This window comes from Pseudarthrobacter sp. CCNWLW217 (genome assembly GCF_037203985.1).
Classification (GTDB): domain Bacteria; phylum Actinomycetota; class Actinomycetes; order Actinomycetales; family Micrococcaceae; genus Arthrobacter.
On the sequence record NZ_JBBCBT010000010.1, the window covers coordinates 24,629 to 44,785 of the forward strand.

Below are 20,157 nucleotides of genomic sequence, written 5' to 3' on the forward strand. Positions count from 1 at the left end.
CACCTCACGGCGCCACGAACGTTCCGGAAGCCTAGGAAGCCGTCTGGTCAGCCGTCCATGATTTCGGAGCGCCGCTTCATGTATTCGTCCACGGCCATCTCGCCGTTGCTGTACTGCTGGTCTAGTTCCGCGAGTTTGCGGGCCCGATAGCCCTGGGGGGCCGACGGCGGCGGGGGAGTTGCAGGGGCGGCAGGCTTTTGGGGTGCCTCCGCTGCCTGTCCCGGCACAGGCTGGCCGTAGGGCGGGAACTGCTGGTCTGCGGGCGGCACTGGCATCATGGGCGGCAGCGGCTGGCTGGGCGGCAGGGGCTGCGGGCCGTTGATCTGGCGGAATCCGCCGCTCATGTAATCCTGCTGCGTGTAGCCGTCCCGCGGCTGGCGGCTCTGGGGCCCGGGGAACTGGCCCCCGCCCGGAAACTGGTCGGGGTAACGCCCGGAAAAGCTCTGGTCCTGGTTCCGCTTGTTGACGGATTTCCGGTACATCCGCATCGCCATCGGAATCAGGAACGACAAAATGATGATCCAGAAGAACAAGCTGTTCACGGTGTAACGCCTCTCATGTGTGTCCTTCCAGCTTAGCCCCGGACGGCACCCGGACCGCGGGGATGCCCAGGAAAGCCGCGTACCTGTCCACGGCGTCGCCGATGGCAGCGTCCAGCGCAGAGCCTGGTGCCGGATCGGTGGAGGCGAACAGCCGGATATCCAGTTCGCAGCGGCCCGAAAGCAGTGTGTGCCGCCAGGAGCCCGCCATCCGACCGTCCAGCAGCACCACGTGCATCAGGGCACCGTCGACAGGAAGCGCCGGGGCGGAGCCGCCCAGGTAGTGCCTTGTTGCGGAGTAGCCCATCACATATTCGTCGTAGCACTGGATGAGGTCGATCCGAGGTCCGCTGGGCTGGCTGCCGGTCTCGTCACCGGAGCCGCCAGGCCCGGCATTGTGATAGAACACCACGCCGTCAATCGCTGTTGTGCCGAGGGCCCAGGGATCCCGGTCCATGGCAAGAAGCACGCCCTGCCGGACATCGGCCATCGTGAGCCCCGACCAGTCGGCGCAATCTTTGACCGTCGCGGGGCCGCGGCTCGTGAAATACCGCACGGCGAGTTCGGCCAGCGCGTCTTCCCGGGTGGGAACTTTCACAGGTCCCGCCGGGACCCGCTCATCAAAGTGGGCGTAGGTCTGCTTCAGAGCACCGCCCCGGCTCCGCACCGGCGAACCACTCACCAGCACGCCGCTGATTTCGGCGTGCATGATGAGGTAGGCGAGTTCCAGTCCTTTTCCCGCGTAGCCGGCAGACTGAAGAGTGGCCGCGAGCTGTTCCCGGGTCTTGTGGTTTCCGTCGGCGACGGCCCTGGCCAGCACCTCCTCGCTCCGGGCGGCCACGGCGGCGTCGATGCCGGTGCGGCGGTACATGCCGGCATTGCCTTGGTGGAGCCGGGGCGCGGACAGGGCCAGCAGCCACCGCAGATCGTCCCGGTGGACAAAATGCCAGGTGGGCCGGAGGATATGCGTGCGCAGGATCCGGCCGTCTGCCACGGCCTCCTCGACGTCCGCGGCCGTTGCGGCTGGCCTTCCATCGATGGAATGGTCCAGGTCCCCGAAGGTGTGCTGTGAGGCGCGCTGCGCCAGGCTCCAGCGGGCGTAGGGAAATTCCTGTGCCTGCACGGCCAGCAGCTTGCGCAGGGCAGCCTCGGGAGATTCCGCGGCCGGTCCCCGGAGCATCTGGGACCGGAGACGCAGCCGCACCACCGTATCCGGTTCCATGGCCATCCCCCGTTGCACCCTGCCGGCCCCGGGCCGTTCCGCCGCTAGTGCCGGCCCGCGTCGGTGGAACCGAGCGGACCTTCACCGGATCCCAAGGGGACGCCCGGACCGAACACGGGTCCCGGCGTCGGGCGCTTAGCGGTGATCCCATCGCCGGAGGAACGGTGACGGAGCCTCCGCACTACCCACGGCACAAAGTATTCGCGTGCCCACACAAGGTCCCCGGTGCGGGCCTCACGCCAGGTGCGGGGTGGCAGCGGCTTGGGCTGCAGCGGCTCCAGTGTATGGCTGACGTTGAGTGCGTCCAGGACCATGGCCGCGATGGTGTGGTGTCCCAGGGGAGAGAAGTGCAGCCGGTCCTCGTCCCACATCTGCGGGTCGCTGAGCTGCCGCAGGGACCACATGTCGGCGATGATGGCGTCATGCCGGGCCGCGACGGTCCGCAGGTTCTCGTTATAGATGGCCACCTTGCTGCGGACCCGGCCCAGGACTGACGACCCGGTGTCCGGGCCATTGAAGAGCACCACCGTGGCTCCGCCCATGCCCAAAATCTGCACCACCGAATCGAGCTTCTCCGCGAGGGCGTCGGGGTCGCCGCCGGGCCGGATGAGGTCGTTCCCGCCGGCTGAAAGCGTCACCAAATCAGGCTTCAGGGCAAGGCACGGTGCAAGCTGCTGGTCCACGATCTGCTGGAGGAGCCTGCCCCGCACGGCGAGGTTGGCGTAGGCGAAATCCTCCTGGCCCCGGCCCAGCTCCTCTGCTACCCGGTCAGCCCAGCCGCGGTAGCCACCGGGGCGGGACGGTTCGGGGTCGCCGATCCCCTCCGTGAAGGAGTCGCCCATGGCCACATAGCGGGTCCAGGGATGGGATTCCACAGCGGAAGGCGGGTTCTGCATGGCTTTGGCTTCACTCACGGTCCTATCCTGCCTGTTCGTTCTCAAGCTACGCCAACGTAGGTTGTTACCGTCGGGTAACTGTAAGAATGGAAACCATGACTGAAGCCGAAGTATTTCCTGCCCCTGTTGTTTTGTGGTCCCAGCCCGAGGACCAGCGCGACGGAAAGCCGTTGCTGGTGCTGCTTCACGGGTACGGCGCCAACGAGCAGGATCTCCTGAGCCTTGCAGACATGCTGCCGGCGGACTTTGCGGTGGCTTCGGTGCGTGCTCCGATGGCCATGGGGCCGGGCTTTACCTGGTTCCCGCTGACGGCGTCGATCGACTACTCCCTGGACGCCGTGAAGAAGGCCTCCGGCTACCTACTGAAATGGATTGACACCATTAGGGTTGGCCATCCCTCGGTGACGCTGCTCGGCTTCTCCATGGGCATGGCCATGGCTACCACGCTGCTGCGGCAGCGCCCCACTGACTTCGCTGCCGTCGTCGGCCTTTCCGGCTTTGCGATTGACGCGGGCGATGATCCCACGTTCCGCGACTCCGAACTGGATGGCAGCATCCCCATGTTCTGGGGCCGAGACCAGCAGGACCCTGTGATCACCCCGGACAAGATCGACTTCACCATGGGCTGGGTCCGCAAGCACGTGAAGCTCACGAAGGTGCTCTACACGGGCATGTGGCACGGCATCAACCAGCAGGAGATCGGGCACGTGTCCGAGTTCCTGACGCACGAGGTCCTGAAGAAGTAAGGATTACTGAGCCAGAAAAGCGGACGACGGCGGCGCGCGGCCGCAGTGTCCGGCCCGCCGCACGCCGTCGGGAATATCAGGCCTGCGGCGCGACGACCTTCACGGTCTGACCGTTGACGGTGACGGTGTCGCCGTTATGCAGCTGGCGCCCGCGGCGGTCATCTATATCCCCGTTGACTTTGACGAGACCGTTCTTGATCAGCTCGGCTGCCTCCACGCCGTCCTCCACGAGGCTGGCAAGCTTCAGGAGCTGGCCGAGGCGGATCATGCTGTCGCGGATGGGGATCTCTTCAATATCCGGGTTGCTCATACAAGCAATGATGCCTGACGTAAGGTGAATTCAATGACCCACACCCCCCGGCTGCCGTTGCTGGCAGGCCTTCCGATGGCAGTCGGAGCAGGCCTGGCCATCCCGGTCCAGGGAAGGATCAACGGCGCCCTCGGTGCCAGGCTCAATGACGGGATCGCCGCGTCCGTGGTGAGTTTCAGCACAGGCCTGGTCCTGATGGTGCTGATTTCGCTGGTCCTGCCTAAGGGGCGCGCTGGCCTGGCGAGGATCGTTCCCGCCGTCCGCAGCCGCGCCTTTCCTCCCGTTTATGTCCTGGCCGGCGGAATTGGGGCGCTCTTCGTCTTTGCCCAGTCCTTCACGGTCGGGCTCCTGGGCGTTGCCCTGTTCACCGTGGCCACCGTGACCGGCCAGACCCTGAGCGGCCTGCTGGTGGACCGTTTGGGCATCGGCCCTGCCGGCAAGAAGCCGGTGACCGGCATCCGGATCATCGGTTGCGTCCTGACCATCGCCGCTGTGGCTTGGGCTGTGTCCCCGCGGTTCGCAGCGGGGTCCGGGTCCGGTACAGCGTCCGACGGCGGTCCCGCCGCCTTGCTGCTGCCGCTCCTGCTCCCCGTGGCGGCGGGTTTCCTGATGAGCTTCCAGCAGGCCATGAACGGAACCGCCACCGTCCACTACGGCACGCCCATCGCCGCGACGCTGGTCAACTTCGTGGCAGGCACTTTGGTGCTGTGGACGGCCTGGGGAATCAAGGTTGCGCTGGCAGGGCCGGGAAGCCCGCTGCCGGGGGAGTGGTGGTACTACGTCGGCGGACCCATGGGCTGCGTGTTTATCGGACTCGGTGCTCTTCTGGTCCGCAGCCTCGGGGTCCTGGTCACGGGGCTTGGCATGATCGCCGGGCAACTTCTGGGTTCCCTTGGCCTTGACCTCCTGATCCCAGCTCCGGGTACCATCGTGGCGCCCGCCACCGTGCTGGGCACCATCCTCACGTTGGCCGCCATCGTCCTGGCCACACTGCCCTGGCCCCGGGGCGCCTTCCGGAGGTAGCGGCCGGTAGGCTAGGACACGCAGCTTTCTGCAATGTTTCCTTCGCCCGCCCCGCCCGGCCACCAGAGGTGTTTCGCCCACGGTGATCCCGGGGGCCAGATAACCCGCGGACCGCACCCAGCGGCCCTGTAGAAATTGGAGTTCCACCATGGCACCAAAATCCGTTCTCGATCAGGTCATTTCCCTCTCCAAACGGAGGGGCTTCGTGTTCCAGGCCGGTGAGATCTACGGTGGTTCACGTTCTGCATGGGACTACGGGCCCCTTGGTGCCGAGTTGAAGGAAAACATCAAGCGCCAGTGGTGGCAGTCCATGGTCCGCGGCCGTGAGGACGTAGTTGGCCTGGACTCGTCCGTCATCCTTCCCCGCCAGGTCTGGGAAGCCTCCGGCCACGTTGACGTCTTCTCGGATCCGCTGGTGGAGTGCCTGTCCTGCCACAAGCGGTACCGCGCGGACCACCTCGAGGAAGAATACGAGGAAAAGAAGGGCCGCCCGGCCGAAAACGGCCTGAAGGACATCGCCTGCGCCAACTGCGGCACCCGCGGCGAATGGACCGAACCGCAGGAATTCTCCGGCCTCCTCAAAACCTTCCTGGGCCCCGTCGCCAGCGACGAAGGCCTGCACTACCTGCGCCCGGAAACCGCGCAGGGCATCTTCGTGAATTTCAACAACGTCCTCACCACCTCGCGCAAGAAGCCACCGTTCGGCATCGGCCAGATCGGCAAGTCCTTCCGCAACGAGATCACGCCCGGAAACTTCATTTTCCGCACCCGTGAATTCGAGCAGATGGAAATGGAATTCTTCGTGGAGCCCGGCACGGACGAGGAATGGCACCAGTACTGGATGAAGGAGCGCATGTCCTGGTACACGGGACTGGGCATCCGCGAGGACAACCTGCGGTTCTTCGAGCACCCGCTGGAGAAGCTCAGCCACTATTCCAAGGGCACCACGGACATCGAATACCGCTTTGGCTTCCAGGGTTCGGAGTGGGGCGAGCTTGAGGGCATCGCCAACCGTACGGACTTTGACCTCTCCACCCATGCCAAAGCCTCCGGCACGGACCTGAGCTACTTCAACCAGGCCACCAACGAGCGCTACACGCCCTACGTGATCGAGCCCGCCGCCGGCCTCACCCGGTCCTTCATGGCGTTCCTGATCGACGCCTATACCGAGGACGAGGCTCCCAATGCCAAGGGCGGCGTCGATGTCCGCACTGTCCTGAAGCTGGACCCGCGCCTCGCCCCGGTCAAGGCAGCCGTGCTGCCGCTGAGCCGCAACGAGGACCTGTCGCCGAAGGCCAAGGACCTTGGCACGCAGCTGCGCAAGAACTGGAACATCGACTTCGACGACGCCGGCGCGATCGGCCGCCGCTACCGCCGCCAGGATGAGATCGGCACCCCGTTCTGCATCACCGTGGACTTCGACACCCTGGACGACCACGCCGTGACCATCCGCGAGCGGGACACCATGACGCAGGAACGCGTGTCCCTGGACAAGGTGGAAGGCTACCTGGCCGCCCGCCTGATCGGCGCCTGAGCATGGCCATCGAATACCGCGAGTGGCGGGAGGGCGATGACCTCGCGCTCCTGGAAATCTGGGGCGATCCGGAAACCTTCCAGGCCGGCCAGTTCCGCGGCGCCCTGACGGTTTCCTCAGCAGGTACGGATGGGACTCCCTGGCGCCGGACCATCGTGGCCGAGGACGTCATTGACGGCGTCGGCATTCCGGTGGCGGCAGGCGTGGTCTATGAGGCTTCGCTGCACCCTGAACGCCTGTGGGCTTACATCGAAGTGGCGCGGGACCACCGCCGGTCAGGCATCGGTGCCACGCTCCTGACCATGCTCCGCCGCGAAGCCGAACACGCGCCGTCGGGCGTCACCAAACTCCGCGCGAAGGTCCAGCCCGGCAGCCCCGGGGCCGCGTTCGCCGAAGCCTTCGGACTGTCGCCCATCCAGCGTTCCCGGCTGGTGGTAGTGGAACCCGGCGCCCTGAAGCTGCCGGTTTTCCCGGCCAAGGACGACGGCGGCCGGCCCGCCAACGACGAAAACGCCGGCTCCGACGTTGTCATGGACCTCGCCACCGGGTCCGTCGAGCTGACCGATGTGGTGGGGCGGTACTACACGTCCATCCACGACTGGGATTCACCGGGCGTGCTGTCCATGGGGCAGGTGCAGAAGCTTTTCCTTGACGACCTCACCGGCGCCCACGGTGCGATCGTGCTGCGGGCCGAGCCGGAGTCCGCCTTTGGCTCGGGGGTCGCGCCCAGTAAGAAAGGCAGGATCCGCGCCTTTGCAGTGAGCTATGCCGAGGCATCCCAGGACCCGCTGGCCCAGGAAGGTTCCGCACCTGGTTCGGCGGCCACGGACGTCTTTGTTGGGCATGATCCGGCCCTTGACGCCGCCGACGCCGCCGAAGCGGTCCGCGACCTGCTCTCGCTCATCGCGTACCAGCACCCGGTCATGCTGGAACTGGACGACTCCATGACGGCCCTGCGTGCCGCCGTCGAGCCTTTGCTGGACAGCGGCAAGGCGCGGCAGGCCGGTGCGGAAACGCTGATCGTCTCGGACTGACCCGCCCTTCCCAACTAGGTAGCAGCAGATGTCGTTATGAGCCCTCAAAACGACACCTGCTGCTACCTACTTGGGGGCGTCACCGTCGCTTTGGTGGCCAGGGGATGAACCCGCTGGTGGACTCGACGTACTCGCGGTAGCCCGGGCGGCCGGACATCGCCTTCTCAGTCAGGGGCTTGCCCGTCTTGCCCGCCAGCGTCCACACCATCAGGGCTGGTGAGAGCAGCGTCAGGGCGCCCGGCCAGGACTCGGCAACAATGAGGAACAGGCCAGTCCACACCGCGGCATCACCGAAGTAGTTGGGGTGCCGCGTGTAGCGCCAGAGGCCCGAATCCAGCACGGTGCCCCGGCGGGACGGATCGTTCTTGAACTGCGCCAGCTGCCAGTCGCCCACCGTCTCGAAAACGAAGCCGGTCAGCCAGAACATGACTCCCAGCGTTGCCAGCCACCCCGCAGGGCCTGTGGAGAACATTCCCACCTGGAGGGTGAGGGAGACAAAGAACATGACCACGCCCTGGGGCAGGTAGACACGTCGGAGCGCATAGACGTTGCGCGAATGCGGCGCCGCGTCCAGCATCGCCTTGTACCTGGGGTCTTCGTGGCCGTCGCGTGCGCGCCAGCCGATGTGCGTGCCCAGGCGGAGTCCCCAGATGGCCGTCAGGACCAGCAGGAGCAGCCGCCTCAGGTCATCGCCGGAGCTGGCGGAGAGAAACCAGGACACTGCAGCAACCGCCACAAAACCCGGTCCCCAGGCGACATCCATGACGGAATGCCTGTCCTGCCGGACGGCTACGGCGAACGTAACGGCCAGGACCAGGACAACGGTTAAGGCCGTCCAGGGGAGCGAAGCCACGAATTCCGGCCACGGGAAAGGGCTCACAAGGTGACCTGTACCGATGATGCGGGCAACAGTTCATCCAGCGCCCTGGACGAAATGGGTCCCGCCCCGGTTGCCTCGGCAAAGGCCTTAATGATGAAGCCTGTCGCCAAGGCATGCCATAAGCGGACCCGCCGGAACATAAAGTGCCCCGCCCCCCTGAGGGTCACGTACTGCATGGACGCGGCCTCACCGGTTGCGCGGCGGGCAAACTTAAGCGACTCCAAGGGGCTGGTCCAGCGGTCGGTGGTCCCGTGGACGATCAGTACCCTTTTCCCTGCAACCCGGGAGGAGGGCGTCGCGCCGCTGAGCCAGGGTGCGAGGGCAACTACGGCTGCCACCTGGGGATCGTCGGCCGCTGATACGGCGGTCAGCCCTCCCATGGAGTGGCCCAGCAGGAACACCGGGACGCCCGGGTGTTGCTGCCTGATCTGCTCCAACGCCCACCGGGCATCCTGCAGGGGCGTCATGTCCTGGCCGTTCCAGCCCCTTGTGCTGTTTCGCAACGACCACACGGCCAGGCCATGGTCCTTGCCGGCACGGTGCAGGTGCCTGGCAAAGGGAACCATCCGCGCCGGACTCAGGTGACGGGCCTCCACAGGTTCGAAACTGTGCGACTTGCCGCCGTGCAGTACCAGTGCCACGCCCAGGGTGGGCCCGGCAGGCTCCAGGACGCTCAGGACCGCCTGGCGGGAGGGCCTTCCTGTGGCCCCGGTGGAGTGAAGCAAGCCATTTCCCTCAGCCTTGCGCTTGGTCACGCGCTGTTCCTCCCGGTTCCTGGTGGTCCATTTATCAACCCTATGGCGCCGGACGTAGAGTTCAAGGTATGAGGTTCAACTGCTGATGGGTTCCGGTCACACCCACGTTTCACAAGGTCATTCGGAGCCGACGGCTCAAGCGATTGCTGCCCGGAGGAAAGCGAACTACATCCTCGCTGCCATCCTGGTGCCGCTCACCCTGCTGACCCTCGCCGCGATGGCCATGCTGTGGCCGTCCGGCAGCAAGGAAGGCATTTCGCTGGCAAACCCGTATTCGGCCGCGCCGGGTGTGACGTTCGACACCGGCAAAATCCAGAGCGTGGTGGTGGAGCCCTGCATGCAGGGCTCCGTGGCGCAAAACCCGGCGGACGCCGGCGGACAGGATGCCGGCCAGCCGAATTCGGGCCAGGCCGGTTCGGGCAGCCAAGGCTCAGACTGTACGTTCGCCTTCACTGAACCGGACCAGGGAGGCAGCCCCGTCAAGGTGGTCATCAACCCCGACGTCGCCGAATCCCACGGCGTGAAGCCGGGGGACCAGATCCGCTACCTCAACCTGTCCAACGCCCAAGGGGCATCCGCGGGGCAGGGTTCGCCGGCCTACATCTTCGTTGACTTCGTTCGGACCCTCCCCATTGTGCTCCTCGCCCTGCTCTATGCGGTGGTGGTGATCGCGGTAGCCAGGTGGCGAGGGCTCCGCGCCTTGATCGGACTGGTGGGTGCCTACTTTGTGCTGGTCAGCTTTATGCTTCCGGGCCTCGTAGAGGGCAAACCGCCGCTGTTGCTGGCATTGGTCGGTTCCACGGTGATCATGATCGGGGTCCTGTATTTCGCCCACGGCTTTTCGGCACGGACGTCGACGGCGTTGCTGGGCACGATCTTCGGCCTCGCCATCACGGCGCTGCTGGCAGCTTGGGCCACCGACGCCGCAAACCTCGCCGGCGTGGGAAACCACGACGCCGCCACGCTGGTCAACACGTCGGCCAACATTTCCATCTCCGGGGTGATTCTGTGCGGCCTCATCATCTCGGGCCTGGGTGTCCTGAACGATGTCACCATCACACAGTCCTCGGCAGTCTGGGAACTGTACGAACTTGCGCCCGCCACCAGCGCACGGAAGCTCTTTACCTCCGCCATGAGGATTGGACGCGACCACATCGCCTCCACCGTCTACACCATTGCCTTCGCCTACGCCGGGGCAGCCCTGCCCATCCTGATCATCGTGATGCTTTACGACCGCCCGCTGGGAGACACCCTCACCAGTGCCGAGCTCTCCGAAGAAGTCATCCGGACCCTGGTCGGCTCCATCGGCCTCGTGCTCGCGATTCCCGTGACCACCCTGATCGCCGTGCTGGTGGTCAAGGCAACGGGCATCCGCAACACCGGTCTTCCGTCCGGCCACGGTGCCGGGGACCACGGTAACGGCCATGACCACGACGGCGGCCCGGTCCACAGTGTCAGCCCGGACGATGTGGACGATACCGGGGCGCTCGCGGCCGCGGCGGCCATAGCTGGAGAAACGCGGACTGCTGAGGCGGGGCCGGCAAGAACGCGCGTGGCAGAGACGGGGACCGCAGAAACTCGGCGGGGCCGTCGGGCAGACCGCCGCTGACTGGAAGGCGCTACGCCCGCGGTGACAGCGGCTGCGCGGAGGTGCCGCCCCGATTTGCCCGGCTTTGCGACAATGGACAGGTGACTGTTACTGCAACGCCTCCCGCCCCCAAGCTGGAACTCCCGCCCCTGAAGCTGGGTCCCATCACAGTGGACACCCCCGTGATCCTGGCTCCCATGGCTGGCATCACCAACTCCGCTTTCCGACGCTTGTGCCGTGAATACGGCGGAGGGATGTACGTCGCGGAGATGGTCACCTCCCGCGCCCTCGTGGAGCGCACCCCCGAGTCACTGCGGATCATTTCGCACGACGACGACGAGAAGGTCCGCTCGGTACAGCTGTACGGCGTTGACCCGGTAACGGTGGGCGCCGCCGTGCGAATGCTGGTGGAGGAGGACCGGGCGGACCACATCGACCTGAACTTCGGCTGCCCCGTTCCGAAGGTGACCCGGCGCGGCGGCGGCTCGGCCCTGCCCTGGAAGATCGACCTCTTCACCTCGATCGTGCAGACCGCAGTGAAGGAAGCTTCCAAAGGCAACGTCCCGCTGACCATCAAGATGCGCAAGGGCATCGACGAGGACCACCTGACGTACCTCGACGCCGGCCGGATTGCGCGCGATGCCGGCGTCGCCGCCGTCGCACTCCACGGCCGCACCGCGGCTCAGTTCTATTCCGGCCAGGCAGACTGGACCGCCATCGCGCGGCTCCGCGAGGCGTTGCCGGACATCCCCGTGCTGGGCAACGGCGATATCTGGTCCGCCGAGGACGCCGTGCGCATGGTCCGGGAGACCGGGGTTGACGGCGTGGTGGTGGGCCGCGGCTGCCAGGGGCGGCCCTGGCTTTTCGGGGACCTCCAGGCGGCGTTCGAAGGCAGTGACACCAGGCACAAGCCGAACCTCCGCCAGGTAGCTGAAGGAGTGTACCGCCATGCGGAATTGATGGTGGAGACCTTCGGCGACGAGGGCAAGGCCCTGCGCGAGATCCGCAAGCACATGGCCTGGTACTTCAAGGGCTATGTGGTGGGCGGGGAGCTGCGCACGCGGCTGGCACTGGTGACCAGCCTGCAGGTGCTGCGCGAGACACTGGCTGAACTGGACCATGATTCGCCGTACCCCGGAGTGGACGCCGAAGGCCCGCGCGGCCGTGCCGGATCACCCAAAAAGCCGGCGCTGCCCAAGGACTGGCTTGAATCCCGCGCGCTCAACGACGCCCAGTCCCAGGACATCGCGGCTGCGGAACTGGATGTTTCCGGTGGCTGAAACCCGCACCACGGCACCGGTTCTCCCCGGCTACGAACCCCACGATTCCGCCCGCTGGGTGGAGGAACCGCCCAAAACCACTTACCGCTCCGACTTCGAGCGGGACCGCGCCCGGGTGCTGCACTCATCGGCGCTGCGGCGCCTGGGCGCCAAAACCCAGGTGGTGGCACCTGACACGGACGACTTCGTCAGGACCCGCCTGACCCACAGCCTCGAAGTCGCCCAGGTTGGCCGTGAACTCGGCCGCGCACTGGGCTGCGACCCCGACGTAGTGGACACCGCCTGCCTCAGCCATGACCTCGGCCACCCGCCCTTCGGTCACAACGGCGAGTCCGCGCTGAATGAGGTGGCGCACGCCATTGGCGGGTTCGAAGGCAATGCCCAGACACTCCGCCTGCTCACCCGGCTCGAGCCCAAGGTCCTGGCCACGGACGGCCGCCCGGCCGGCCTGAACCTCACCAGGGCCAGCCTGGACGCCGCCGCGAAGTATCCGTGGTCTGCCTTGGACGCACCGGTGATCCATGGGCAGCGCACCAGCAAGTTTGGCGCCTACGAGGACGACCTCCCCATTTTCAATTGGCTCCGGGAGGGTGCGCCGGTGCGCCGGTCCTGCCTGGAAGCGCAGGTCATGGACCTGGCCGACGACATTTCGTACTCCGTGCACGATGTTGAGGACGCGATTGTGGCCGGGCACTTCCAGCTGCGCTGGATGGACAACCCGGACCACCGCGCCCGGGTAGTGGGCTACGCCAAGCAGTGGTACCTCCCGCACAATGACCCCGCCGCCATAGATGCCGCGCTCGCCCGGCTGGAAGCCACCGATGTCTGGGTGCGCGAGGCCGACGGCAGCCGCAAATCCATGGCCGCCCTGAAGAACATGACCAGCCAGCTGATCGGCCGGTTCTGCCAGAGCGCCCTGGAGACCACCCGCGCCCTGTACGGACCGGAAAACCTGACGCGGTACAACGCCGAGCTGATGGTCCCGGACGAGACGGTGATGGAAATCGCCGTGATGAAAGGCCTGGCCACCACTTTCGTGATGACCACCGAACACCGCCAGCCGATCTACGAGCGACAGCGCGAGGTGCTGCATTCCCTCGTCACAGCGCTGAGCGCCACCGGTGACCGCCACCTCGAACCCATGTTCGCCGCGGACTGGCGGGACGCGGCCGACGACGGCGCACGGCTGAGGGTGGTCATCGACCAGGTGGCGTCGCTGACCGACGGCTCGGCACTGGCTATGTACGAACGGCTAGTGGGGAGCCTGCCGTCTCTGTGGTGACCGAGGCAACACCGCGAATCTGCTTGTCGGCCGGGACTAGGATGGCTTTGTGGCTGGCCTGATCAAACGCGAAGACATTGACGAAGTACGCCAGCGCACGGACATCAAGGAAGTGATTGACGGCTACGTCACGCTCAAGGGTGCCGGGCTGGGAACCTACAAAGGCCTGTGCCCCTTCCATGACGAGCGCTCGCCGTCGTTCACGGTGCGCCCCCAGGTGGGCAGGTACCACTGCTTCGGCTGCGGTGAAGACGGCGACGTCATCGCCTTTGTCCAGAAACAGGACCACACCTCCTTCCAGGAAGCCGTGGAGAAGCTGGCCGCCCGCATCGGCTACGAACTGCGCTACGAGGATGGCGGCACGGGGCCCAACCGCGAAGAGGTGGGCAAGCGCCAGCGGCTCCTCGATGCGCACAAGATCGCCGACGAATTCTTCCGTGCCCAGCTGCTGACTCCTGGTGCGGCTGAGGGCCGAAGCTTCCTGCATGGCCGGGGTTTTGACCGCGCCGCCGCGGAACAGTTCGGCGTCGGTTATGCGCCGCAGGGCTGGGACGCGCTGCTCAAGCACCTCCGCGGGCGCGGGTTTACGGACCAGGAACTCAAGCTGACGGGCATGTTCTCGGAAGGCAACCGCGGTATATATGACCGCTTCCGCGGGCGGCTCATCTGGCCCATCCGGGACATAGCCGGGGACACCATCGGCTTCGGCGCCCGCAAGCTCTACGAGGACGACCAAGGCCCCAAGTACCTCAACACCCCGGAAACCACGCTCTATAAGAAGTCCCAGGTGCTCTACGGGATCGACCTCGCCAAGCGGAACATCGCCAAGGACCGCCAACTGGTGGTGGTGGAAGGCTACACGGACGTGATGGCCTGCCACCTCGCAGGAATCCCGACGGCGGTGGCCACCTGTGGCACGGCGTTCGGCACCGAGCACATCAAGATCGCCCGCCGCCTGCTGTCCGACGACGGCACCGGGGGAGAGGTCATCTTCACTTTCGACGGTGACGCTGCCGGCCAGAAGGCTGCCCTGCGGGCTTTCGAGGAGGACCAGCGCTTCACGGCCCAGACCTACGTGGCGGTAGAGCCCACGGGGGCCGACCCCTGTGACCTGCGCCAGACCAAGGGTGACGCCGCTGTGCGGGACCTTATCAACACCCGCCGGCCGCTGTTTGAATTTGCCATCCGGGCCACGCTGAAGCGGCATAACCTGGACACCGTGGAAGGCCGCGTGGCCGCGCTGCGGGAGTCCGCGCCGGTGGTGGCCCAGATCCGCGATGCCGGCATTCGGCCCGCGTACGCGCGTGAACTGGCCGGCTGGCTAGGCATGTCCGTGGAGGACGTCAGCCGCGCCGTGGGGGTAGCAATGAAGCGTTCTGCCGCTGGTCCCTCGGCCGCTCCGGGAGGCGGTCCTGCCCCGGCTGCCCCCACGTCGGCTCCCACGCCGCAGGCGGGCGGACCCGGCGTAGCTGCCGGACCGGCGTCGGGCGCTGTTCCGTCCTATCACCGTCCGGACCCGCGGGATCCCGTTGCTTCCATGGAGCGGCAGGCACTCGAGGTTGCGCTGCAGGAGCCCTCGCTGCTCGGCGGAGGCATCTGGGAGCGTTTCTCGGCTGCGAGATTCGTCACACCGGCCTTCCAAGTGGTTCATGATGCCATGCGGGCATCCGGGTCCGGGCTCATCGGGGACCCTGTCCGCTGGGTGGAGCAGGTCATGCACGAGGTCCCGGAGCCCCTGCGGCCCCTCGTGTCCGAACTCGCAGTAGTTCCGTTGCCCGCGAGCACCGAGGAAGCCGTGCAAAAGTACTGTAAGGACATCCTTTCGAGGCTGTTCGAGCTGCAGATCACGCGGGTGAAGGCGGACAAAATGGGCCAGCTGCAGCGGCTGGATCCGGCCGCGGACCGGGAGGATTTCCAGCGGCTGAACAGGGAACTGATGATGCTGGAAATGGAGCGCCGGGCGCTGCGTTCGGACGCGTAGGCAACGCCGTCGCCATCGTGGCAGGCCCGGCTCCGGGGTTCAATTTCGTTTCCGCGCGGGGTGTTTGCTAGGCTAGTACCCGCTTCATTCCTCCTTAGCTCAATTGGCAGAGCATTCGACTGTTAATCGAAGGGTTGCTGGTTCAAGTCCAGCAGGAGGAGCGCTCAGTCCCCGTTCCGGGCTTCCGGAACGGGGACTTTTTCTATACCCGGGGAGGGTATTGCTTCCCTGTGATGGCGCCGATTTCCCATAGCCCTGAAACGTTTGCTAATGTCATACCTGCTTCATTCCTCCTTAGCTCAATTGGCAGAGCATTCGACTGTTAATCGAAGGGTTGCTGGTTCAAGTCCAGCAGGAGGAGCAAACACAAAATCCCCGCCCTCTTCGTGAGGGCGGGGATTTTTTTGCTTGCACAGAAACCTGGCATTGCATCCTGTGGAAGGTACTCAAACGAAGTCCATTTCCACCTGCAGGAAGCGCTCTGCCTCGGCGATGGCAGCCTGGAAGGCCTCCTGCTCGGTGGGGGACTTGCGGGGCTCGCGCGGGTGCCATTCATGGGGTGCGGAGTGGACGCGGGCGAAGCCGGAGTCCGGTGGAGCGTAGAAGATGCCGAAGCGCTGCACGGGCCATTCGGGGGAGGTTTCGGGGGCTACCAGCAGCGCCGCGTTGAAAGCCGGGTTAAACCACTGGGCGATGGGCCGGCGCCGGTCTTCGGTAAAAAGCCCTGCGGCGTAGAGAGCCGCGGACTGCTCACCGGTCTGGGCGCACAACCGGTCCCACCACAGGGGCAATATGCCGGTGTCGCATCGTTGCCACGTGGCCGGAAGTGGCGGATGGGCCTGCCAGCTGTGCACGGACTTATTTTATCCCGCCAAGGCTCCGGCGCGGCAGGGGGTGTCCCGGGGCAGTGAACGGCCCAGTGGGGCTTTGCAGGGCCGCCCCAGGAACGTCAGGAGCGGTTCCAGGGGCCCGGGTTAACGCGGTACAACAGGGCCGATCCGGCCAGCATGCCCAGGATGATGCCTATGGCCGGACTACCCAGCGCCCTGCCGGCAAAGTAGCCCACGACGGCGCCCAGCACCGCCCCGAGGAAGAGTCCCCTTCGGTTGCGGTGTGGCTTGCGAGTCATCGTCCCACCCTACTGCCGTCGGTCGCCAGGGGTGCCGGGCATCAGTGGATGGACGGAACGGTGCGGGGCCTGACGACCAGCCAAAGAGCGGCGATGGCCAGGAGGATGCACGCCGCTTGCACGGCGCCCATGGGCGTGGCCGTCTCAATCCCCAGCCAGCCCACTACGGGCGAGATGAGTCCGGCCATCATGAACGTGGCGGCCCCCAGGAGGGAAGCGGCCGTCCCGGCCTTGTCGCCATGGCTGGCCAGTGCCAGGACCTGCACGCACGGGAAAGTAAAACCTGTGCCGAGGATGTAGAACCAGAGGGGCACCATGACCCCCCACAAGCCCATTCCTAACTGGTCGAACAGCACGATCAGCAGGGACATCAGGAACATCCAGGCCGTGGAGCACGCCAGGATCCACTGCGGCGGCACGCGCTTGATCAGCCGGGAACTCGTCTGGACGCCAGCGACGATACCCAGCGAATTGATGCCGAAAAGCAGGCCATACTGCTGGGGGGAGAAGCCAAACACGTCCTGGAAGAGGAACGGCGAAGCGGACAAGTAGGTAAATAGGCCGGCAAAGTTCATGCCGCCCACCAGAAGGAGCCCCACGAAGATCCGGTCCGTGAAGAGGACCTTGTAGCGCTGGCCGGCCGTCAAGCCGGATTGGCCACGCTTTTCCGGCGGGAGCGTCTCGCGCACGAGGAACAGCGCAGCAATGATCACCAAAGTGCCGTAGCCGGCCAGGAACACAAAAATCCCGGGCCACGGCATGACCAGCAGCAGTTGGGAGCCGATGACGGGCGCCAGGATGGGCGCGAGTCCGTTCACCAGTGCCATCCGGGAGAACATCCGCACCATCGCGTAGCCCGAGAACAGGTCCCGGACCATAGCCATGGCTACCACCCCGCCACCCGCAGCGCCGACCCCCATCAGTACCCGGAAAATTCCCAGTGTGGTGATGTCCGTGGAGAGTGCTGCCCCCACCGACGCGGCGATGTGCAGGGCAGTGGCGAGAATCAGTGGAAGACGCCGTCCAAACCTGTCGCTGAAGGGACCCACCACCAACTGTCCCAAGGCAAAGCCCACGGTTGTTCCGGCAAGGGTCAGCTGGACCTGCGCCTCAGTGACACCCAGGCTGGCCTCGAGCGCGGGGAAAGCCGGCAAGTACAGGTCTATGGTGAAGGGTCCCAGGGCGGTCAGGGCACCGAGCAGGAGGATGTACAGGAGTTTCCGGCGGCGGGTCAGCAGATCGCCCGGATTGGCGGTTATGGTCACGGAGACCAATCCTAGGCCCGAAGCGTCGTACATTTACAGCGTTGCAGGGCACGCCGCTCCGCATGCCCCGAAGTTCGTCCTGAACCTGAATGATAGTTTTGTGGGCGGGACTGTGCACTTGCACTCTCCGGCAGTACACGGAAGCCGAATCGACCATGCAACCAGTTAGGCGGAACCGATGAGCGGACGTCACAGCGGGCGGACCAGCCAGGGCCTGCGCATCACCGCGCTGCCCAGGACGCTAAAACTCCTTTTCCGTTTGGCCCCCCGCCAGCTTAATGACGAGATCGCCCTCGCCAAGATTGAGATCAAGCGCAAGGGCATCCAGCTGGGAGTCGCCGCAGCGTTCTTCGCCATTGCGTTGATTTTTGTGGCATTCCTCGTAGTGGGACTGATCGTTGCAGCCATCATGGGGCTGGCCACCATCATGCCGGCGTGGCTTGCGGCACTTCTTGTCAGCGCCGCGTTCCTGCTGATCGCCCTGGTGGGCGGCCTGGTGGGGCTCCAGAAGTTCAAGAAGGCCATGCCACTGGTACCGGAGGAAACCATCCGGGGGATCAAGCATGACCTTGGCGTTGCCAAGGAGGGCTCGGACTTCAACGCCGCGCTGCTCGATCCGGCGAGCCCCGAGGCAAAAGCCGCCAAGGCTGCCAAGGCCGAAGCTGCTGCGAAGGCCAAGGCCGAGAAGGAAGCCAAGGCCGAGACGCACGAGAAGGAATTCCCGCACGCGTCCGAACCCGAGCTGCACCGCCGGCTGGACCAGCGCCGTCGCCACCTCACCGAGGTCCGCGACGAGTTGGACACCGAACTGGACATCAAGCCCCAGGTACGCTTCCTCGTGGGCGCCGCCCAACAGAAGCTGCGGGAGGGCCAGGCGCTGATGAACCACGGCCGGGACGTCGCCGCGCAGAAGATTTCCGGTTTGTCAGAAGGCACCGACGGAACGGCCCTTCGATGGAAGCCGCTGGCCGCCTTTGCCGGATCGGCGGCCGTGTTTGTGGTGCTCCTGCGCAAACTTCTGAAAGAACCGTAACCGACACGCTCTGCTGCACATCATGCTTTAGGAAAGGGGGACGGGATGAGGTTCATCGGTGCTGGCTCCCGTCCGGGCCGCCCCCAGGTTGACCACGACCTTGTTTTTACCGTGCCCAACGCCCTCACGGTCCTGCGTTTCATGGGCGTCCCGCTCTTCATTTGGCTGGTCCTCGCGCAGAAGGAGTATGGGTGGGCTGTCCTGGTCCTTGTGGTCATGGCGGGCACCGACTGGGTGGATGGCTATGTGGCACGCCGCTTCGACCAGGCATCCAGGCTGGGCCGGGTCATGGACCCGATCGCAGACAGGCTGGCGCTGATTGCCGTCGCAGTCACACTGGTGATCGCCGGCGTCGTGCACTGGCTCTACCTCGCCGCGCTGGTCATTCCCGACGCCGTCCTGCTCGTCCTGACGCTTTCCTTTTTCGGCGGCCATCCGGACCTTCCGGTGAGCCGGATCGGCAAGATCCGCACCGGACTGCTGCTCCTCGGCACCCCGATGCTGGTCATGTCGCGGCTGGACGTCCCGCTGGCCGGTGCCCTGCATATTGCTGCCTGGGTGGTGCTGGGACTCGGCCTGGCCGGGCACTGGATTGCCGCCTATAACTACTTCTGGGCCATCCTGCGGAAGGGCAGAATGCAGTCACATCACGACGGCGGCACCACCTGATGGTGTGGGTGGCCGTTCTGCTCGCGGTACTTGGAGCATTCTTCCTGGCCATCGGTGCCCAGAAGCAGGGAAGCGCCGTCAAGGCCGATACCGGCGGGCTGGCACTGAGTTCCAACGGCTTCCTCCGGCTCCTTCGCAACCCGCGCTGGGTGCTCGGGCTGCTCCTGCTCTGCGCCGGGATGGGCATGAACGCTGTTGCCCTGGTTTCCGCACCGCTGACCGTGGTGCAGCCGATCGGGGCTATTGCGCTGGTGATTACTACAGTGGTCAACGCCCGGGACCAGGACCTGACCATCAACAGGGCAACCTGGGTGGCCATCGCTGCCTGTGTCACCGGGTCGGCGCTGTTTGTCCTCCTTGCCGTCAACGTCACGCAGGAGAACCATCACGTCAGTTACGACGACGAGCTCACCATCGTGCTGTTGCTGACCCTCGCGGTGGGCGTTTTCGGTACGCTGGCCGCCATGTTCCGGCACCGGATGAGCGCGTTCGTGTACATCCTGGGTGCCGGTGTCCTGTTCGGCTTCGTGGCCGTCCTGACGCGGATCATCGGCAAGCACCTGCTGGATCCCAACGGGCTGGTCCTGCTCAACGTGCAGTGGTACTCCGTCGTGGCGATCGCGGCTGCCGGCGGATTGGGTTCCTACTTTGTCCAGAACGCCTATTCCGGCGGACCACCGGACCTGGTCATCGCTGGCCTCACTGTCATCGACCCGATTGTGGGGATCGCGATCGGCATCGTCATCCTTGGTGAACTCCGCCCGGACGTCCACGCCGTGATGGCGATTGCCATGGGTACGGCTGCTTCCCTTGCTATCGTTGGGGTGATCGCCCTTTCCAGGCACCACCCCGAGGTCACCAAGCGCAAGAAGGATGCGCGGAAGGCCGCGGGTCGGGCGTCCCACTAGATCATTTTCACTAAGAGGCCCGGCACCACCGTGCCAGCGGCCAACCGGTGCTGTCAGCCTCAGCTGCCGGCACCGAGACCATC

At 65.6% G+C, this 20,157-nt stretch carries 20 protein-coding genes and 2 tRNA genes; 13 read left to right on the forward strand and 9 right to left on the reverse strand.

Going from position 1 to position 20,157, the window contains the following annotated elements:
- Nucleotides 1-47 precede the first annotated feature (47 nt).
- Genes V9L18_RS12675 through V9L18_RS12685 form a run of 3 tightly spaced genes read right to left on the reverse strand, consistent with a single transcriptional unit; the run spans nucleotide 48 to nucleotide 2,657 of the window.
- Nucleotides 48-542: a hypothetical protein gene (locus V9L18_RS12675; RefSeq protein WP_337347529.1), complete on the reverse strand. Its 495-nt coding sequence runs from the start codon at nucleotides 540-542 to the stop codon at nucleotides 48-50.
- A 13-nt stretch (nucleotides 543-555) separates the two neighbouring features.
- A complete protein-coding gene (locus V9L18_RS12680) occupies nucleotides 556-1,761 on the reverse strand; it encodes a winged helix DNA-binding domain-containing protein (RefSeq protein ID WP_337347530.1) in 1,206 nt (401 codons plus the stop codon).
- A 44-nt stretch (nucleotides 1,762-1,805) separates the two neighbouring features.
- The gene (locus V9L18_RS12685) at nucleotides 1,806-2,657 is read right to left on the reverse strand and encodes an SGNH/GDSL hydrolase family protein (protein WP_337347686.1); all 852 of its coding nucleotides are present in this window, start codon (nucleotides 2,655-2,657) and stop codon (nucleotides 1,806-1,808) included.
- A 95-nt stretch (nucleotides 2,658-2,752) separates the two neighbouring features.
- On the opposite strand from V9L18_RS12685, the gene V9L18_RS12690 reads away from it, so the two are divergent.
- Entirely contained in the window at nucleotides 2,753-3,403 is a 651-nt protein-coding gene (locus tag V9L18_RS12690) for an alpha/beta hydrolase (RefSeq protein ID WP_337347531.1), read from the forward strand.
- A gap of 76 nt (nucleotides 3,404-3,479) precedes the next feature.
- Here V9L18_RS12690 and V9L18_RS12695 read toward each other — a convergent pair whose 3' ends face one another.
- The gene (locus V9L18_RS12695) at nucleotides 3,480-3,713 is read right to left on the reverse strand and encodes an RNA-binding S4 domain-containing protein (RefSeq protein WP_337347532.1); all 234 of its coding nucleotides are present in this window, start codon (nucleotides 3,711-3,713) and stop codon (nucleotides 3,480-3,482) included.
- Nucleotides 3,714-3,746: 33 nt separating this feature from the next.
- Between V9L18_RS12695 and V9L18_RS12700 the strand changes: the two genes are divergently transcribed.
- The 3 genes from V9L18_RS12700 (at nucleotide 3,747) to V9L18_RS12710 (ending at nucleotide 7,304) form a co-directional block, all read left to right on the forward strand.
- The gene (locus tag V9L18_RS12700) at nucleotides 3,747-4,736 is read left to right on the forward strand and encodes a DMT family transporter (RefSeq protein ID WP_337347533.1); all 990 of its coding nucleotides are present in this window, start codon (nucleotides 3,747-3,749) and stop codon (nucleotides 4,734-4,736) included.
- Nucleotides 4,737-4,884: 148 nt separating this feature from the next.
- Nucleotides 4,885-6,270 carry a glycine--tRNA ligase gene (locus tag V9L18_RS12705; RefSeq protein WP_337347534.1) on the forward strand — a complete coding sequence of 462 codons (1,386 nt, stop codon included), beginning with the start codon at nucleotides 4,885-4,887 and terminating at the stop codon, nucleotides 6,268-6,270.
- Nucleotides 6,271-6,272: 2 nt separating this feature from the next.
- Complete coding sequence (locus V9L18_RS12710) at nucleotides 6,273-7,304, forward strand: GNAT family N-acetyltransferase (RefSeq protein ID WP_337347535.1); 1,032 nt, start codon at nucleotides 6,273-6,275, stop codon at nucleotides 7,302-7,304.
- 79 nt (nucleotides 7,305-7,383) lie between these two features.
- On the opposite strand, the gene V9L18_RS12715 is transcribed toward V9L18_RS12710, so the two are convergent.
- Complete coding sequence (locus V9L18_RS12715) at nucleotides 7,384-8,184, reverse strand: DUF1295 domain-containing protein (protein WP_337347536.1); 801 nt, start codon at nucleotides 8,182-8,184, stop codon at nucleotides 7,384-7,386.
- Nucleotides 8,181-8,909 (reverse strand): alpha/beta hydrolase, encoded by a 729-nt coding sequence (locus V9L18_RS12720; RefSeq protein WP_337347687.1) that lies wholly within the window; start codon nucleotides 8,907-8,909, stop codon nucleotides 8,181-8,183. Before V9L18_RS12720 ends, V9L18_RS12715 begins: the two co-directional genes overlap by 4 nt.
- Before the next feature lie 115 nt (nucleotides 8,910-9,024).
- Here V9L18_RS12720 and V9L18_RS12725 point away from each other — a divergent pair, with 115 nt between their 5' ends.
- The 6 genes from V9L18_RS12725 to V9L18_RS12750 all read left to right on the forward strand — a co-directional run bounded on the left by V9L18_RS12725 (nucleotide 9,025) and on the right by V9L18_RS12750 (nucleotide 15,431).
- Nucleotides 9,025-10,548 carry a YibE/F family protein gene (locus V9L18_RS12725; protein ID WP_337347537.1) on the forward strand — a complete coding sequence of 508 codons (1,524 nt, stop codon included), beginning with the start codon at nucleotides 9,025-9,027 and terminating at the stop codon, nucleotides 10,546-10,548.
- An 80-nt stretch (nucleotides 10,549-10,628) separates the two neighbouring features.
- Entirely contained in the window at nucleotides 10,629-11,807 is a 1,179-nt protein-coding gene (dusB, locus tag V9L18_RS12730; RefSeq protein WP_337347538.1) for a tRNA dihydrouridine synthase DusB, read from the forward strand.
- The gene (locus tag V9L18_RS12735; RefSeq protein WP_337347688.1) at nucleotides 11,791-13,089 is read left to right on the forward strand and encodes a deoxyguanosinetriphosphate triphosphohydrolase; all 1,299 of its coding nucleotides are present in this window, start codon (nucleotides 11,791-11,793) and stop codon (nucleotides 13,087-13,089) included. Before dusB ends, V9L18_RS12735 begins: the two co-directional genes overlap by 17 nt.
- Before the next feature lie 49 nt (nucleotides 13,090-13,138).
- Complete coding sequence (gene dnaG, locus V9L18_RS12740) at nucleotides 13,139-15,070, forward strand: DNA primase (RefSeq protein WP_337347539.1); 1,932 nt, start codon at nucleotides 13,139-13,141, stop codon at nucleotides 15,068-15,070.
- An 88-nt stretch (nucleotides 15,071-15,158) separates the two neighbouring features.
- A tRNA-Asn gene (locus tag V9L18_RS12745) sits at nucleotides 15,159-15,231 on the forward strand.
- 127 nt (nucleotides 15,232-15,358) lie between these two features.
- A tRNA-Asn gene (locus tag V9L18_RS12750) sits at nucleotides 15,359-15,431 on the forward strand.
- Nucleotides 15,432-15,516: 85 nt separating this feature from the next.
- Here V9L18_RS12750 and V9L18_RS12755 read toward each other — a convergent pair.
- From V9L18_RS12755 to V9L18_RS12765, 3 genes are all read right to left on the reverse strand, one after another.
- Nucleotides 15,517-15,924 carry a hypothetical protein gene (locus V9L18_RS12755; protein WP_337347540.1) on the reverse strand — a complete coding sequence of 136 codons (408 nt, stop codon included), beginning with the start codon at nucleotides 15,922-15,924 and terminating at the stop codon, nucleotides 15,517-15,519.
- A 95-nt stretch (nucleotides 15,925-16,019) separates the two neighbouring features.
- The gene (locus tag V9L18_RS12760) at nucleotides 16,020-16,199 is read right to left on the reverse strand and encodes a hypothetical protein (RefSeq protein WP_337347541.1); all 180 of its coding nucleotides are present in this window, start codon (nucleotides 16,197-16,199) and stop codon (nucleotides 16,020-16,022) included.
- 41 nt (nucleotides 16,200-16,240) lie between these two features.
- Complete coding sequence (locus V9L18_RS12765) at nucleotides 16,241-17,464, reverse strand: multidrug effflux MFS transporter (protein ID WP_337347542.1); 1,224 nt, start codon at nucleotides 17,462-17,464, stop codon at nucleotides 16,241-16,243.
- A 178-nt stretch (nucleotides 17,465-17,642) separates the two neighbouring features.
- On the opposite strand from V9L18_RS12765, the gene V9L18_RS12770 reads away from it, so the two are divergent.
- The 3 genes from V9L18_RS12770 to V9L18_RS12780 are packed head-to-tail and all read left to right on the forward strand — an operon-like array spanning nucleotide 17,643 to nucleotide 20,074.
- Nucleotides 17,643-18,497, forward strand: coding sequence for a phage holin family protein (locus V9L18_RS12770; protein WP_337347543.1), 855 nt, complete (start codon nucleotides 17,643-17,645; stop codon nucleotides 18,495-18,497).
- Nucleotides 18,498-18,542: 45 nt separating this feature from the next.
- Nucleotides 18,543-19,166 (forward strand): CDP-alcohol phosphatidyltransferase family protein, encoded by a 624-nt coding sequence (locus tag V9L18_RS12775; protein WP_337347544.1) that lies wholly within the window; start codon nucleotides 18,543-18,545, stop codon nucleotides 19,164-19,166.
- Entirely contained in the window at nucleotides 19,166-20,074 is a 909-nt protein-coding gene (locus V9L18_RS12780) for a DMT family transporter (RefSeq protein WP_337347545.1), read from the forward strand. The genes V9L18_RS12775 and V9L18_RS12780 overlap by 1 nt, the downstream gene beginning before the upstream one ends.
- The last annotated feature ends 83 nt before the right edge of the window (nucleotides 20,075-20,157 follow it).

Coding starts and splice junctions, on each gene's coding strand:
- V9L18_RS12680 (WP_337347530.1), bottom strand. CDS start 1,761: ATGGAACCGGATACGGTGGTGCGGCTGCGTCTCCGGTCCCAGATGCTC.
- V9L18_RS12685 (WP_337347686.1), bottom strand. CDS start 2,657: ATGCAGAACCCGCCTTCCGCTGTGGAATCCCATCCCTGGACCCGCTAT.
- V9L18_RS12690 (WP_337347531.1), top strand. CDS start 2,753: ATGACTGAAGCCGAAGTATTTCCTGCCCCTGTTGTTTTGTGGTCCCAG.
- V9L18_RS12695 (WP_337347532.1), bottom strand. CDS start 3,713: ATGAGCAACCCGGATATTGAAGAGATCCCCATCCGCGACAGCATGATC.
- V9L18_RS12700 (WP_337347533.1), top strand. CDS start 3,747: ATGACCCACACCCCCCGGCTGCCGTTGCTGGCAGGCCTTCCGATGGCA.
- V9L18_RS12705 (WP_337347534.1), top strand. CDS start 4,885: ATGGCACCAAAATCCGTTCTCGATCAGGTCATTTCCCTCTCCAAACGG.
- V9L18_RS12710 (WP_337347535.1), top strand. CDS start 6,273: ATGGCCATCGAATACCGCGAGTGGCGGGAGGGCGATGACCTCGCGCTC.
- V9L18_RS12725 (WP_337347537.1), top strand. CDS start 9,025: ATGGGTTCCGGTCACACCCACGTTTCACAAGGTCATTCGGAGCCGACG.
- V9L18_RS12735 (WP_337347688.1), top strand. CDS start 11,791: ATGTTTCCGGTGGCTGAAACCCGCACCACGGCACCGGTTCTCCCCGGC.
- V9L18_RS12760 (WP_337347541.1), bottom strand. CDS start 16,199: ATGACTCGCAAGCCACACCGCAACCGAAGGGGACTCTTCCTCGGGGCG.
- V9L18_RS12770 (WP_337347543.1), top strand. CDS start 17,643: ATGAGCGGACGTCACAGCGGGCGGACCAGCCAGGGCCTGCGCATCACC.
- V9L18_RS12775 (WP_337347544.1), top strand. CDS start 18,543: ATGAGGTTCATCGGTGCTGGCTCCCGTCCGGGCCGCCCCCAGGTTGAC.
- V9L18_RS12780 (WP_337347545.1), top strand. CDS start 19,166: ATGGTGTGGGTGGCCGTTCTGCTCGCGGTACTTGGAGCATTCTTCCTG.